General features: G+C 71.8%; 10 protein-coding genes. 1 reads left to right on the top strand and 9 read right to left on the bottom strand.

Annotated features, from left to right (window positions below; translation table 11 throughout):
- Positions 1–41: 41 nt before the first annotated feature.
- The 3 genes from CCN29_RS05850 to lepA all read right to left on the bottom strand — a co-directional run bounded on the left by CCN29_RS05850 (position 42) and on the right by lepA (position 7,965).
- Entirely contained in the window at positions 42–3,722 is a 3,681-nt protein-coding gene (locus CCN29_RS05850) for a DEAD/DEAH box helicase family protein (RefSeq protein WP_442538246.1), read from the bottom strand.
- Positions 3,723–3,976: 254 nt separating this feature from the next.
- Entirely contained in the window at positions 3,977–5,851 is a 1,875-nt protein-coding gene (locus CCN29_RS05845; protein ID WP_006136060.1) for an AMP-dependent synthetase/ligase, read from the bottom strand.
- A gap of 245 nt (positions 5,852–6,096) precedes the next feature.
- Positions 6,097–7,965 carry a translation elongation factor 4 gene (lepA, locus tag CCN29_RS05840; RefSeq protein ID WP_006136061.1) on the bottom strand — a complete coding sequence of 623 codons (1,869 nt, stop codon included), beginning with the start codon at positions 7,963–7,965 and terminating at the stop codon, positions 6,097–6,099.
- 251 nt (positions 7,966–8,216) lie between these two features.
- On the opposite strand from lepA, the gene rpsT reads away from it, so the two are divergent.
- A complete protein-coding gene (rpsT, locus tag CCN29_RS05830) occupies positions 8,217–8,483 on the top strand; it encodes a 30S ribosomal protein S20 (protein WP_006136062.1) in 267 nt (88 codons plus the stop codon).
- 185 nt (positions 8,484–8,668) lie between these two features.
- Here the strand turns inward: rpsT and CCN29_RS05825 are convergent, their stop codons facing one another.
- The 6 genes from CCN29_RS05825 to CCN29_RS05800 form a co-directional block, all read right to left on the bottom strand.
- Positions 8,669–9,064 (bottom strand): nuclear transport factor 2 family protein, encoded by a 396-nt coding sequence (locus CCN29_RS05825; protein ID WP_006136063.1) that lies wholly within the window; start codon positions 9,062–9,064, stop codon positions 8,669–8,671.
- Positions 9,065–9,186: 122 nt separating this feature from the next.
- A complete protein-coding gene (holA, locus tag CCN29_RS05820; RefSeq protein ID WP_006136064.1) occupies positions 9,187–10,176 on the bottom strand; it encodes a DNA polymerase III subunit delta in 990 nt (329 codons plus the stop codon).
- 58 nt (positions 10,177–10,234) lie between these two features.
- Positions 10,235–10,480: a hypothetical protein gene (locus tag CCN29_RS05815; RefSeq protein ID WP_037723888.1), complete on the bottom strand. Its 246-nt coding sequence runs from the start codon at positions 10,478–10,480 to the stop codon at positions 10,235–10,237.
- Between the two features lie 23 nt (positions 10,481–10,503).
- A complete protein-coding gene (locus CCN29_RS05810; protein ID WP_086680377.1) occupies positions 10,504–11,313 on the bottom strand; it encodes an arylamine N-acetyltransferase family protein in 810 nt (269 codons plus the stop codon).
- 4 nt (positions 11,314–11,317) lie between these two features.
- Positions 11,318–13,873 carry a ComEC/Rec2 family competence protein gene (locus tag CCN29_RS05805; protein WP_086680375.1) on the bottom strand — a complete coding sequence of 852 codons (2,556 nt, stop codon included), beginning with the start codon at positions 13,871–13,873 and terminating at the stop codon, positions 11,318–11,320.
- Positions 13,870–14,657: ComEA family DNA-binding protein (locus CCN29_RS05800; protein ID WP_442538245.1), on the bottom strand; the 788-nt coding region annotated here is incomplete at its 5' end. The genes CCN29_RS05805 and CCN29_RS05800, both read right to left, overlap by 4 nt.

Below are 14,657 nucleotides of genomic sequence, written 5' to 3'. Positions count from 1 at the left end.
CTCCCCGGGCCCGCCCCCGGCCGTCGCACTCAGCCCCAGCGTCACGCGCCCAGCTCCCTGTCCAGTTCGTCGAGGATGTCTTCCGCCCTCGTCTCGCCGAACTGCGCCAGAAAGCCGTCCGTGCCGTTCCGCTTGGTGAACGGGGCGTAGTCGAGGTCGGCGGTGTCGAAGCGTACATGTTTGACCGTGGCGGCTGCGATGTGGTCCAGCCACCAGCGCTCTTGCTCGGTGAAGATCACACCGGCCTGCTCCTGCCGCGCCAGCCAGGCCGCGTACCGCTCCCGTATCACCTCGTCGTGCGGACGTGGCGGCTCGGCGCCTTTCTCCGCGCCGCCCTCCAGTTCGTACCGCATCAGCGCGAGCAGGTCGGCCGCCGTCCGTGCGGCGGAACGGTCCGCTGCCACGGCCTCGCCGACCTGCTCGTAGGAACGCCAGAGCCTGTCCGTCGTCCAGGCGCGCGGCGGACGGGCCACGGAGCGCGCCAGGTCCTTCAAGCGCCGCAGGGCCTCGCGCGGCGGCACCTGCGAGCCGGCGGCGAAGGCGAGGGAGAGCGCCGCGATCTCGTCACGGTGCTCGTCCACGTACGCCCGCCAGTCGCGTACCGTCTCGCGGGCCGTCGACTCGTCCTCCGTGACCGCGCCGGCGGAGACCAGGGCGTCGCGGCTGGTCTCGTCGTACAGGATGTCCTTCGCGCGCCGCATCTCCAGCAGCCGGCTGCGCAACGCGGGGTTGGACGCGAGTGGTCGCAGGGCGCGGTCCACAGCGGCCCTGACCGCCTTGTCCGGGTCGAGTCCGAGCCGCTCTGCGCCCTCCCGTGTCTTCGCCTGCTCGTCGACCGCCACCGCCTCGACCATGTTGTGGACGATGGTCTTCAGGGGGACGCCGCCGCTCAGGCTCTCGATCTCCGCCCGCTCCTCGTCCGTCATCTGGAGATCGAGTTTGGCAAGGCGCGAGGCGAGGGTGGAGACGTGCTCGTCCTCCGCGACCCCCCGGGCGGTCAGACGGAGGAGTTTCTCGAGGTTGAGGTCCTTCTCCGTGTGCCGCTCCAGCGGGCCCGCGTCCACCTTCTCCTTGCGGGTCACCCCCACCGCGTCGACGATCACGAAGTGCGTCTTCGGACCGACGCCCGGCGTGACCCGCTCGAACTCCGTGAGCGACAGGGTCCGGGCGCCTCGGCCCTTCATCTGCTCGAAATAGGCCCAGCTGTTGACGTCACGCAGGAACAGCAGGCACTCCAGCGGCTTGACGTCCGTCCCTGTCGCGATCATGTCGACGGTGACGGCGATGCGCAGCTGGGGCAGGTTACGGAAGTCGGAGAGGCGTTCGGCGGGCTTGCGTGCCGCGTGGGTGATCTTCGCGCAGAAGTCGTCGCCCTTGCCGAAGACGTCCCGGACTACCTCGACGATCTCTTCGGCGTGGTTGTCGTTCTTGGCGAAGATCAGGGTCTTGGGGACGTACATCTCGTCCCACAGCAGCTCGCCGGTCTCCGGATCGCGCTTGGCGCGTCCGGGGAAGATCTCGGTGAACAGGCGCTCACGGAAGGTGCGGATCACCGTGCGCAGCTGGTCCTTGCTGATCACGCCGACACCGACTTCGCGGGCACCGTAGGTGACGTCCTCGTCGAAGTCCTCGTACCGCTGTCTGCGGGTGCGCCGGTCGCGGACGGGGATGGTGCCCTGGGCGATGACTCCGCCCTCGCCCGTTATCCGGGTGAGGATCTCGTAGACCTGGAAGTCGACGTTGACGCCGTCGGCGACCGCTTCTTGATAGGTGTACTCGCTGACCAGGTTGCCGTTGAAGTAGCCGAAGGTCTGCGCGACGGGTGTCGCGGTGAGGCCGACGATCGGGGCGTCGAAGTACTCCAGGACGGAGCGCCACTTGCCGTAGATGGAGCGGTGGCACTCGTCGACGACGATCAGGTCGAAGGACTCGGGCGGGATGTTCCGGTTGTACCCGACGGTGATCTCGCCAGGTGTCTCGTAGGAGAACTCCTCCTCGCCGTCGGTGCCCGTCCGGGCGGGGACGGTCGCGCCGGTCAGCTCCATGTACAGGCGCTGCACGGTGGAGACGACGACCTTGGCGGAGGGGTTCATGCCCTCGGCGCCCAGACGCTGCACGTTGAACAGGTCGGCGAAGGTGCGGTTGGTGTCGGGGGTGATGAAGTTTTCGAACTCGGTCTGCGCCTGGGCGCCCAGGTTGTTCCGGTCGACCAGGAACAGAACGCGCTCCGCCTGCGCGTACTTGAGCATGCGATAGGCAAACGTGACCGCCGTGTACGTCTTGCCGGCGCCCGTCGCCATCTGCACCAGGGAACGGGACTGGCCGGTGCCCTGCTGGCCCCTGCCGTGCGCGACGGACTCCTCGACCCCGCGCACCGCCTTGATCTGCGCGGGACGCAGCGGGCGTTCGTCGAGCTCGGGCATGCGCAGGCGCAGCCGGGCGCGGTAGGAGGGGGCCTGCGGGTCCTGCTCGGCCTGGCGCATCCACCGGGCGAGGGTGCGGGGCTGGTGGAAGGAGAAGATGCGCCGGGTGCGCGAGTCCGGGTCGAGGGTGTTGCGGAACCGGGTCTCGCCGCCGTCCGAGACGTAGCGGAACGGCAGAGGGGTGCGCCAGGCGATCAGGCGCTGTTGGGTGTCGGTGGGATGGTCCGCGTACCGGTCGGCCTGTTCCTGGGCGGCGGTGAGGTCGGCGCCTTCGCGCTTGGCCTCGATCACCCCGACCAGCTTGCGCTCCACGTACAGCGCGTAGTCGGCGCGGCCCTTCGCGGTGGTCACCTCGCGGACGGCGACGCCGCTGCCGCGCCGGTCGCCCTGCACATAGAGGTTGAGGTCGGCGCCCGCGTCCTGGACGCTCCAGCCAGCCTCGGTGAGCATCTCGTCCAGGCGGGTGCGCACCTGGGCCTCGGTGAGGGGTTCGCGGGCGGCCTGCTCGGCGTTGTCGAGGAGCCGGGCGCGCTCGGCCACGGCCTCGGAGGCGGCGGACGGGGTGGTGGCCCGCAGGCGAAGCAGACGGGTGTCGGCGGCGGTCTGTGCCTGCTGGAGTGCCACGAGCTGGTCGCGCATGGCCTCGACTTGGCGGGCGAGTTCCTCGCGCTCGGCGGTGACGGCGGCCAGATCGCGTTGTGCGGCGGCGCGGGCCGTCTGCTCGGCCTGCGCCTGGCTCGCCTGGCCCTCGTAGCTCAGGCGGGCTTCCTCAAGGGCGCGTCGCGTCTCGGCCACTTGGGAGCGCAGGGCACGGTTCTCGGCGGCCGGGGTGCGGGCTGGGTCCGGCGGGACGAAGGTCCGCTGGTCGCGGGAGGCGGTGAGGAGACGGTAGTACCAGACGCCCAGGCGATGGCAGGTCCGCAGCGCGCGGAAGGCGTCGTCAGGGTTGTCATGGCCGTCATGGTTGGCCTTGTTGCCCAGGATCCGGACCTCGTGGAAGGCGTCTTTCACGTTGCCGTGCAGATAGCCCTCGCGGTCTAGGGCGGCCAGTCGTTCGATCTGCTTGTCACCCGTGTACGGGACACGGCCCCGGAGGACGAGGTCCGCGGCAAGGGTCTCGCCGAACTGCCGGGACTTCAGGAGCGAGGTGTTCGGGTCGGTGAAGACATGTGCCTCGGCGGCGGCGCCGTAGGCCACGAGCAGGGGCAGATGGTCGTACAGGAAGCCGAAGTTCCGTGAGGTGCGGGCGAGTCCGGCAAGTCTGGGATCGGGCGTACGCGCCGCACCACTTGCGCTCATCGGATGAGTACGCTCTCTCTGATCAGCCGTTGGCCCCGTGTCCGCGTCCGATCCGACGGGGCGCCTGAGGATCTTCGAGCCTAGCGGCCGTCGGCGCGTCAGGCCACGCTTTTGAGCGCGGGCTTCCGGCGAACGGCGATTGGAGCGTTTCTCCAACTGTGGCGCGCCCCGTGCCACGTTCCGTCGGGAGAAACGGCCACCTCGTGATCGCCGGAGAGTCGGCCGGGAGAGCGTGTCCCCCGGCCGACGGTCCGTCACTTCTCGCGCGTGCCCTCGTACATCTCCTCGATCAGGTGCTTGTACTCGCGCTCCACCACCGGGCGCTTGAGCTTCAGGCTCGGGGTGATCTCGCCGTGCTCCACGTCGAGGTCACGCGGCAGGAGGCGGAACTTCTTGATGGTCTGCCAGCGCTGGAGGCCCTCGTTGAGCTGCTTGACATAGCCGTCGACCATCTCGACCGTGGCGGGCGCGGCGACGATCTCCGCGTACGGCTTGCCCTCCAGGCCGTTCTCGGCCGCCCAGGCGGTGAGGGCGGCCTCGTCGAGGGCGATGAGAGCGGTGCAGTAGTTCCGGTCGGCGCCGTGGACGAGGATGTTGGAGACGTAGGGGCAGACCGCCTTGAACTGTCCCTCGACCTCGGCCGGCGCGATGTACTTGCCGCCGGAGGTCTTGATCAGGTCCTTCTTGCGGTCGGTGATGCGCAGGTAGCCGTCGGCGGACAGCTCGCCGATGTCGCCGGTGTGGAACCAGCCGTCCTCCTCCAGGACCTCGGCGGTCTTGTCGGGGAGGTTGTGGTAGCCCTGCATGATGCCGGGGCCGCGCAGCAGGATCTCGCCGTCGTCGGCGATGCGGACCTCGGTGCCGGGCAGCGGCTTGCCGACGGTGCCGGTGCGGTAGGCCTCGCCGGGGTTGACGAAGGAGGCGGCGGAGGACTCGGTGAGGCCGTAACCCTCGAGGATGTGGATGCCGGCGCCGGCGAAGAAGTAGCCGATCTCGGGGGCGAGGGCGGCGGAGCCGGAGACGCAGGCGCGGAGGTTGCCGCCGAAGGCCTCGCGGATCTTGGCGTAGACGAGCTTGTCGGCGAGGGCGTGCTTGGTGCGCAGTCCGGCGGGGGCGGTCGCGCTGCCGGTGCGGCGGAAGTTGTCCTGGGTGACCTTGGCGTACTCGCGGGCGACGCCCGCGGCCCACTGGAAGATCTTGTACTTGGCGCCCCCGCCGGCCTTCGCCTTGGCGGCGACGCCGTTGTAGACCTTCTCGAAGATGCGCGGCACCGCGGCCATGTAGGTGGGCCGGACCACCGGCAGATTGTCGATGATCTTGTCGACGCGGCCGTCGACCGCGGTGACATGGCCGACCTCGATCTGCCCGGAGGTGAGCACCTTGCCGAAGACGTGCGCCAGCGGCAGCCACAGGTACTGCACGTCGTCCCCGCTGACCAGGCCGGTCGCGGCGATCGCCTTGGCCATGTACGACCAGTTGTCGTGCGGCAGGCGCACGCCCTTGGGGCGGCCGGTGGTGCCGGAGGTGTAGATGAGGGTGGCGAGCTGGTCCTTGGTGAGGGCCGCGACCCGCTCCTTGATCAGCTCCGGCTCCTTCAGGAGGCGGGCGGCGCCACGCTTCTCCAGCTCGGCCAGGGTGATGACGAAGTCGTCGGTGTCGACGCCCTCCGCGTCGATCACCACCACGCGGGTCAGCTCGGGCAGCTCGTCACGCTTGGCGACGGCCTTGGCGGCCTGCTCGGCGTTCTCCGCGACCAGCACCCGGCTCTGCGAGTCGGAGAGGATGTACGCCGACTCCTCGGCGTTGGTCTGCGGGTAGATCGTGGTGGTGGCGGCGCCGGCGCAGAGGATGCCGAGGTCGGCGAGGATCCACTCGACCCGGGTGGCGGAGGCGAGGGCGACCCGCTCCTCCGGGCGCACGCCCAGTTCGATCAGGCCGGCCGCGATGGAGTGGACCCGCTCGGCGGCCTCGGCCCAGGTCAGCGACTTCCAGTCGTCCGGGCCCTCACCGGAGGCCGGCGGGACCGGGTAGCGGTAGGCCTCGGCGTCCGGTGTGGCCGCCACACGCTCCAGGAAGAGGCTCGCCACGCTCGGCGGACGGTTCTCGATCAGTGTCTGTGTGTCGCTCACGACATCCTCCGGGGCCCGCGACGGTGCGGCTGGCTCAGTGCGGCTGGGGTTTCCACGCGACGTTGTTTAACTCGCGAGTAACTATCGAGCACGGACAGAGTAAAGGTCGACCGGCCACCGCGTAAGGGGTCACGGCCTGTAACTTCACACAGACAGGCACGTGAGGAACGCGCGAGGCCCGCCGCACGCAGGTGCGACGGGCCCCGATTCGCCCGGTTCGCGGAGTGACCCGCGGTAACCTTCGGCTACTTCTTGGCCTTGCCGGATCCCGCGTTCTCGTCGCTGGAGAGGACGGCGATGAAGGCCTCCTGCGGAACCTCCACGGAACCCACCATCTTCATCCGCTTCTTGCCTTCCTTCTGCTTCTCCAGCAGCTTCCGCTTACGGGAGATGTCACCGCCGTAGCACTTGGCGAGGACGTCCTTGCGGATGGCGCGGATGGTCTCGCGGGCGATGACGCGGGAGCCGATGGCCGCCTGCACCGGCACCTCGAACGCCTGCCGCGGGATCAGCTCCTTCAGCTTGGCGACGAGCCGCACGCCGTACGCGTACGCCTGGTCCTTGTGGGTGATCGCGGAGAACGCGTCCACCTTGTCGCCGTGCAGCAGGATGTCCACCTTGACCAGGCTGGACGTCTGCTCGCCGGTGGGCTCGTAGTCGAGGGAGGCGTAGCCGCGGGTCTTGGACTTCAGCTGGTCGAAGAAGTCGAAGACGATCTCGGCGAGCGGCAGGGTGTAGCGGATCTCCACCCGGTCCTCGGAGAGGTAGTCCATGCCGAGCATCACACCGCGCCGGTTCTGGCACAGCTCCATGATCGAGCCGATGAACTCGCTGGGCGCGAGGATCGTGGCCCGCACGACCGGCTCGTACACCTCGTCGATCTTGCCCTCGGGGAACTCGCTCGGGTTGGTGACGGTGTGCTCGCTGCCGTCCTCCATGACCACGCGGTAGACCACGTTCGGCGCGGTGGCGATCAGGTCGAGCCCGAACTCGCGCTCCAGCCGCTCGCGGATCACGTCCAGGTGCAGCAGGCCGAGGAAGCCGACGCGGAAGCCGAAGCCGAGCGCGGCGGAGGTCTCCGGCTCGTAGACCAGGGCGGCGTCGTTGAGCTGGAGCTTGTCCAGGGCCTCGCGCAGCTCCGGGTAGTCCGAGCCGTCCAGCGGATACAGCCCGGAGAACACCATCGGCTTGGGGTCCTTGTAGCCGCCGAGGGCCTCCGTGGCGCCCTTGGACTGGCTGGTGACGGTGTCACCGACCTTCGACTGGCGGACGTCCTTCACACCGGTGATGAGGTAGCCCACCTCACCGACGCCGAGGCCGTCGGCGGACAGCATCTCCGGCGAGTTGGTGCCGATCTCCAGCAGCTCGTGCGTCGCGCCGGTGGACATCATCCGGATCCGCTCACGCTTGTTGAGCTGGCCGTCGATGACACGGACGTACGTCACGACACCGCGGTAGGAGTCGTACACCGAGTCGAAGATCATCGCGCGGGCGGGGGCGTCCGCGACGCCGACCGGCGCCGGGATGTCGGCGACCACGCGGTCCAGCAGCGCCTCGACTCCCAGACCGGTCTTCGCGGAGACCTTCAGCACGTCGTCGGGCTCGCAGCCGACCAGGTTCGCCAGCTCCTCGGCGAACTTCTCCGGCTGCGCGGCCGGCAGGTCGATCTTGTTCAGCACCGGGATGATCGTGAGGTCGTTCTCCATCGCCAGGTACAGGTTGGCGAGGGTCTGCGCCTCGATGCCCTGGGCGGCGTCGACGAGGAGGATGGTCCCCTCGCACGCGGCGAGCGACCGGGAGACCTCGTACGTGAAGTCGACGTGCCCCGGGGTGTCGATCATGTTGAGGATGTGCGTCTTGCTCTTGTCGTGGGTCGGGGCCCACGGCAGACGCACCGCCTGGGACTTGATCGTGATGCCGCGCTCGCGCTCGATGTCCATGCGGTCGAGGTACTGAGCGCGCATCTGCCGCTGCTCGACCACACCGGTCAGCTGGAGCATCCGGTCGGCGAGCGTGGACTTGCCGTGGTCGATGTGCGCGATGATGCAGAAATTGCGGATCAGCGCCGGGTCGGTACGGCTCGGCTCGGGCACATGGCTGGGGATCGCGGGCACGCAGGGTCCTGATTCTTGAGGCGTCCGCATACGTGTGCTTGTCCGTCTGCGGTCTCGGGTCGGATCGATACGTAGCCTCCATGGTCCCACGGGTGGCGACCGGGGACGGGTTTGGGCCACGGAATGGCCCGCTGGTAGTGTGGGGGGCTGTGTCTCATGCCCTCTCAGCGCGAGGCACACCCCAAGAAATCACCCGGTGCGAAGCCGTGCGTCAGCGTACGGCCCGTGCCAGAACCTGTAGAGGCTCATTCGTGGCGAACATCAAGTCCCAGATCAAGCGGAACAAGACCAACGAGAAGGCCCGGCTGCGCAACAAGGCCGTCAAGTCCTCTCTGAAGACCGCGATCCGCAAGGCCCGCGAGGCCGCCGCCGCGGGTGACGCCGAGAAGGCCACCGAGTACCAGCGCGCCGCTGCGCGCCAGCTCGACAAGGCCGTCTCGAAGGGCGTCATCCACAAGAACCAGGCCGCCAACAAGAAGTCGGCGCTGGCTCGCAAGGTCGCGGCCGTCAAGGGCTGAACCACCCTGATCTGACCGTCGGCGGGACCCGGGCGGGCCCTCTCTCATCCGCCCCCGGCCGACACCCCAGGGCCCGTACGCGGCCTGCGTTCGCCACGCGGGTACGGGCTCGACAGCTTGAACCGGAGGCCCCGTCCCCTCACCCTTCCCCAGGGTGGAGGGCGGGGTCTTCGTGTACCCGGGCGCTACGACCAGAAGTCGTTCACCACGTCGAGGTCCGCGACGCATTCGTCGAGGTCGGTGATCTTGTCCCCGACGATCCGGAAGACGATGCCTCCGTCCTCGTCCACGTGCCGGCCCCGCCGGTCCGCCGTGAAGTGGTGCAGTGTCACGGCATGCCCCCTGCCGTCGACCAGGACCTGCCGCAGCTCGACCCTGAACGTCCCGTCGGTCTCCTCACCGAGCCGCCGGTACATGTCGAGGATCGCGTCATGTCCCTTGAAGTCGCCCGACAGGATCCCGGTCCCGGGCACATGGTGCGTGGCGTCGGCCGCCATGAGGCCGCGCAGGGTGTCCATGTCCCCGCGCGTGAAGGCGTCGTACCCCTTGCGGACGAGTTGCGCGTTCGGATGTTCAGCCATGTCGCTCGCCACCTCTCATACCTGGCGGCCTGGGCTGATACCTCCGATTGTCCTCTCCGTGCGGCGCGGTGCCACTCGGATCCCCGACAGTGGACGACCGACGTCCGGCGGGGGGCGGGTGGTTATGCCCGGCGTCCGGAGCGGGCCGCGTGGGCGATGGTGACGACCGCCTTCTCCAGGGCGTACTCCGGGTCGTCCCCGCCGCCCTTCACGCCCGCGTCCGCCTCGGCGACCGCGCGCAGCGCCACGGACACGCCGTCCGGGGTCCAGCCGCGCATCTGCTGCCGTACGCGGTCGATCTTCCAGGGCGGCATGCCCAGCTCGCGCGCCAGGTCGGCGGGCCGGCCGCCGCGCGCCGAGGACAGCTTGCCGATGGCGCGCACGCCCTGCGCCAGCGCGCTGGTGATCAGCACCGGGGCCACCCCCGTCGACAGCGACCAGCGCAGCGCCTCCAGGGCCTCCGCCGTACGCCCCTCGACCGCCCGGTCGGCGACCGTGAAGCTCGATGCCTCGGCCCGCCCGGTGTAGTAGCGGCCGACGACGGCCTCGTCGATGGTGCCCTCGACGTCCGCGACGAGCTGTGTCACCGCGGAGGCCAGCTCGCGCAGGTCGCTGCCGATGGCGTCGACGAGCGCCTGGCACGCCTCGGGCGTGGCCGAACGCCCCGCCGTCCGGAACTCCCCGCGCACGAACGCCAGCCGGTCCGCCGGCTTGGTCATCTTCGGGCAGGCCACCTCCCGGGCGCCCGCCTTGCGCGCCGCGTCGAGCAGGCCCTTGCCCTTCGCGCCGCCCGCGTGCAGCAGCACGAGGGTGATCTCCTCGGCGGGCGAGGCCAGGTACGCCTTGACGTCCTTGACCGTGTCGGCCGACAGGTCCTGCGCGTTGCGTACGACGACGACCTTGCGCTCGGCGAACAGCGAGGGGCTGACCAGCTCGGCGAGCGTGCCCGGCTGGAGCTGGTCCGGGGTCAGGTCGCGGACGTCCGTGTCGGCGTCGGCCGCCTTCGCGGCGACCACCACCTCCCGCACGGCGCGGTCGAGCAGCAGCTCCTCCTGGCCCACGGCGAGCGTCACGGGGGCGAGCAGGTCGTCGGATGCGTTCTTCCTGGCCATCGCCGACAAGCATCCCACGGGCCACCGACATCACCGCCCGCCCGGCCGGCGGCGGGGGCTACGGCTCCTCGCGCCACCCGTCCCACCGGGCGACGAACTCGTTCAGCTCGCCGGCGTCCAGCCGTCCCGCCTCGTCCCGCAGGAGGACGAGCCACTGCGCGTCCTCCGCGTCGTCCTCGCCCGCGAGGGCGTCCCGCACGAGCCGCGGCTCCTCGTCCACGCCGAAGCGCTCCTCCAGCGCCTCGGCCACCTCCTCGGCCGCGTCCCGGTCGGGCAGCACCAGCACATGTCGCACATCACTCACACGGCTCATTGTCCGGTACGGGCTCAGCCGTCCGTCCGCCCGCCCCGCACGGCCGGCACCGCGTCCAGCACGATCCCGAACTCGTCCCGGTAGATCTCCAGCACCTCCGCGTCCGACCCGGCCCCCCGTTCCTCCCGCGTGCCGTCCGGGGCGGTGCGGGTCAGCCGGCGGCCGCTCAGCGTGATCCGCCCGCCGTCGGCGGTGACCCGCGAGCACACCAACGACCGGGTGAAGTGGGAGTGGGGCGAAGTGCGGTGCCACCAGGCCCCGGCCGTGAAGTCGCCGAGCGCCCGGGGCCGCGTCTCCAGCCGGTACACCGGCCGGCCGTCACGCAGCACGTCCAGGTCGGCCGCCTCCGCCTCCGCGATCCGGAAGACACCCACCGGATCGCGCTGCTCCCCCCGCTCGGCGAAGACCGGCGGCAGATGGAAGTGCGACCCGAACCCGACGTCCGCCAGCCAGTCCCCGCCGTCCTCCGTCCGCACCCGCAGCGCGAGATGGTCGTACGGGATGCCCAGCCGGCCCTCGTCCCCGTGCACGCGCGCCGCGAGCAGGGGGACGTCGTAACCGAGCGCGGTGAGCAACGCCCCGAAGGCGCCGTTGAGTTCGTAGCAGAACCCGCCGCGCCGGGCCCCCACCACCTTGTCCACCAGCCGCTTCCCGTCCAGCACGATCTCCTCGCCGAGATGCACGGACAGGTTCTCGAACGGCACGGTCCGCAGATGGCGCAGATGCAGCTCCCGCAGCGCGCCCGACGTGGGCCGGCCGGCCCGCTCCACCCCCAGCCGGCGCAGATAGGCGTCAGCGGTCGCGGCGTCGATCCCCTCGCTCATGCCCTCAGTGTCGCGCCACCTCCAGCTCTCCGCCCCCGCCCGCACCGGGAACGACCGCCAGCGCCCCGTCCCGGTCGGTGCGCAGCACCTCCGCTCCCCCGGCCCGCAGGGCGGCGAGCGTGCTCGGGGCCGGGTGGCCGTACGTGTTGTCCTCGCCGGTGCTGATCAGCGCCAGGCGCGGTGCGGTCAGTCGGACCAGGCCCGGGTCCTGGTAGGCCGAGCCGTGGTGGGCGACCTTGAGGACGTCGACGCCGGCCAGGTCCCGCGCCGCGGGTGAGCGGGCCAGGGCGCGCTGGGCCGGGGGTTCCAGGTCGCCGAGGAGGAGCAGGCGCAGGGTGCCGGTGCGGACGAGCAGGGCGACGCTGGCGTCGTTCGGGCCCTCCATCGCCGGGTGGCCTCCGGGCGGCGGCCACAGCACCTCCCAGGTCAGGTCGCCGGCCCGGCGGCGCTCCCCGGCGGCGACCCGTGTCAGCGGGACGCCGGCGGCGGTCGCGGCTCTCCGGACGGCCGCCACCTGGTCGGCCGGTTCTTCCAGGGCCGTGGTCCCGATGCCGCCCACCTCGCGCCCGCGCAACACGCCGGTCAGCCCGGCCACGTGGTCGGCGTGGAAGTGGGTCAGGATCACGAGCGGGACCCGGGTGACGCCCAGGGAGCGCAGGCAGTCGTCGACCAGCAGCGGATCGGGTCCGGCGTCCACGACCACGCCGGTGTTCCCGCCCGCCGCCAGTACCAGCGCGTCGCCCTGGCCGACGTCGCACATCACCATGCGCCAGCCTGGCGGCGGCCAGCCCGTGACGGCCCGGGTCAGTGGCCGTGGCTGCACCACCAGCAGTGCCAGCAGCAGCGCGCACGCGCCGCACCACCAGGGGTGCCGCAGCAGCCGGCGTCCCACGAGCAGGACGAGCAGGGTGACGGCGCCCAGGGCCGCCGCCCCCGCCCAGCTGCCCGGCCAGTCCACTCCGGAACCGGGCAGCGCGGCCCCCGTTCTGGCGACCTGCGCGATCCACTCCGCGGGCCAGCTCGCGCACCACGCCACCGCCTTGGCCAACGGCATCGCGACCGGCGCGGTGGCCAGGGCGAGGAATCCGAGGACGGTGGCGGGAGCGAGCGCGGCCTCGGCGAGCAGGTTGCAGGGGATCGCCACCAGGCTCACCCGGGCCGACAGCACGGCGACCACCGGCGCGCACAGCGCCTGCGCGGCACCGGCGGCGGCCAGTGCCTCCGCGAGGCGCGGCGGCACTCCGCGTCGGCGCAGTCCCTCGCTCCAGCGTGGGGCGACGGTGAGCAGCGCACCGGTCGCCAGCACGGAGAGCAGGAAGCCGTAGCTGCGGGCCAGCCACGGGTCGTACAGCACCAGGAGCAGGACCGCCGTCGCCAGTGCCGGGATCAGGGATCTGCGGCGCCCGGTGGCGAGCGCGAGCAGCGCCACGGAGCCACAGGCGGCGGCCCGCAGCACGCTGGGGTCGGGCCGGCAGACGACGACGAACGCCAACGACAGCGCGGCGCCGAGTACCGCCGTGGTCCGCAGCGAGATGCCGGCGCGGGGCGCGAGCCCTCGTCGCTCGGCCCGCTGCGCCAGCCCCGGCGGGCCGAGGAGCAGGGCGAGCAGGATGGTGAAGTTGGACCCGGACACGGCGAGGGTGTGCGTGAGGTCGGTCTCGTGGAACGCCTGGTCCAGCTCCGGCGTCACCCGCGAGATGTCCCCGACGACCAGTCCCGGCAGGAGCGCCCGCGCGTCCTCCGACAGGTCCTCGGTCGCCTCGCGCAGTCCGCCGCGCAGCCGTCCCGCGAGCCGCTGCGGGGCCGAAGGGCCGCCCACCGCCCGAGGGCCGTCACGCCCGTCCACCCGGAGCACCGCCGCGAACCGGTCGCCCCCCTCCATCGCCGGCGCGAACCTCGCCTCGACCCGCAGCCGGGTGGAGGGGAGCAGGGCCAGCCAGGGCGAGTCCAGGTGGGCGGCGGACGGGGCCGTGTCCTTCCGGTCGCCGGGGGCGATCATCAGCAGCACGGGCGCCCTGGTCGTGCGGGTCGCCGCACCGGCCCGCTCCACGCGCCGTACGTCGGCCTCGATCAGCACGGACACCGGGGCCATGTGGTTGCCGCTGACCCGGGGCTTGGTGAGCCGTGGATCCGCGGTGACCTCCACCTCGGCGACCGCTCGGGCGTACTCCCGGGCCAGCTCGGGGACGGGACCGCGCCGGACGTCCGCGCCGTGCAGGCCCGCCGAGGCGGCGGCGGCCGCGGCGCACAGCAGGGTGGCCGCGACGGCCTGGGCGGTGACGCGCGCCCGGGTGGTCAGGCCCCGGCGCGCCGGGAGGAGGAGGCCCCGCCCCAGGAGGAAGCCGCCGCGCGCCGTGAGCAGGACGGCGGCCACCAGGAGCGAGGCGGTCACGACGGCCACGGTCCAGCCGGGCGGGGCGTGCAGCATCACCGCCGCCGTGGCCCAGACGGCGAGGGCGGGCGGGACCAGCCGGAGATCGGTGGGTCCCTCCTGGCGCGGACGGGAGGTGCCCGGACGCTCGGCCGGGACGTCGTGGACGACGGCAGCGCGGGTGCTCATGGCCGTACGAGGCCGCGCAGGTCGGCGAAGCGGCGGTCTCCGATGCCGTTGACCTCCCGCAGTTCGTCCACGGAGCGGAAACCGCCGTTGCGGGTGCGGTAGTCGACGATGTGCCGCGCGAGGACGGGGCCGACTCCGGGGAGGGTGTCGAGCTGGTCGACGGTGGCGGTGTTGAGGGACACGGGCGCCGTGGGGACCGCCGCCGTCCCTGTGCCCGCCGGAGCCGCGGGGGCCGCCGCTCCGGCCGGCGCGGGGCCGCCGACCACCAACTGCTCGCCGTCGACGAGGAACCGGGCGCGGTTGAGGCCGCCCGTCCTCGTGCCGGGTCGCACTCCGCCGGCCGCCTTCAGCGCGTCCTCGACCCGTGAGCCCGCGGGCAGCCGGTGGACGCCCGGGTCTCTCACCTTGCCGCTGACGTCGACCATGATCTCGGGAGCCGCCGTCCCGCCCGCCTGCCCGAAGGCACCCGGAGCGCCCGAGGCGTCTCCGCCGCCGTCCATGCCCTCCCCCCGCGCGGCGGGAGCCGCCCGCACCACCTCCGGCGCCTTCACCGGCTGGGTGCGCCCGGTCCAGAAGTGCTGCACGGCGAACACCAGGGCGAGCACCAGCAGCGCCGACAGCGCCACGACACTGCGCCGCTCCAGCCCGCACCGGGCCTGCACCCACAGCGGCAGCCGCTCCCGCAGCGCGGCACCAAGAAACCGCCGCCCTCGCGGCGGCCCCGGCTCGGGCACCCCGTCGGGCGTCTCCTGCTCCGCCGGGGCCGGCGGAGCAGGAGACGCCC

This window comes from Streptomyces pseudogriseolus (genome assembly GCA_002154585.1).
Classification (GTDB): domain Bacteria; phylum Actinomycetota; class Actinomycetes; order Streptomycetales; family Streptomycetaceae; genus Streptomyces; species Streptomyces pseudogriseolus.
Note: the sequence above shows the minus strand (reverse complement) of the source record. Positions and strands in the feature narration are given on the sequence as shown.

Coding starts and splice junctions, on each gene's coding strand:
- CCN29_RS05850 (WP_442538246.1), bottom strand. CDS start 3,722: ATGAGCGCAAGTGGTGCGGCGCGTACGCCCGATCCCAGACTTGCCGGA.
- CCN29_RS05825 (WP_006136063.1), bottom strand. CDS start 9,064: ATGGCTGAACATCCGAACGCGCAACTCGTCCGCAAGGGGTACGACGCC.
- holA (WP_006136064.1), bottom strand. CDS start 10,176: ATGGCCAGGAAGAACGCATCCGACGACCTGCTCGCCCCCGTGACGCTC.
- CCN29_RS05810 (WP_086680377.1), bottom strand. CDS start 11,313: ATGAGCGAGGGGATCGACGCCGCGACCGCTGACGCCTATCTGCGCCGG.
- CCN29_RS05805 (WP_086680375.1), bottom strand. CDS start 13,873: ATGAGCACCCGCGCTGCCGTCGTCCACGACGTCCCGGCCGAGCGTCCG.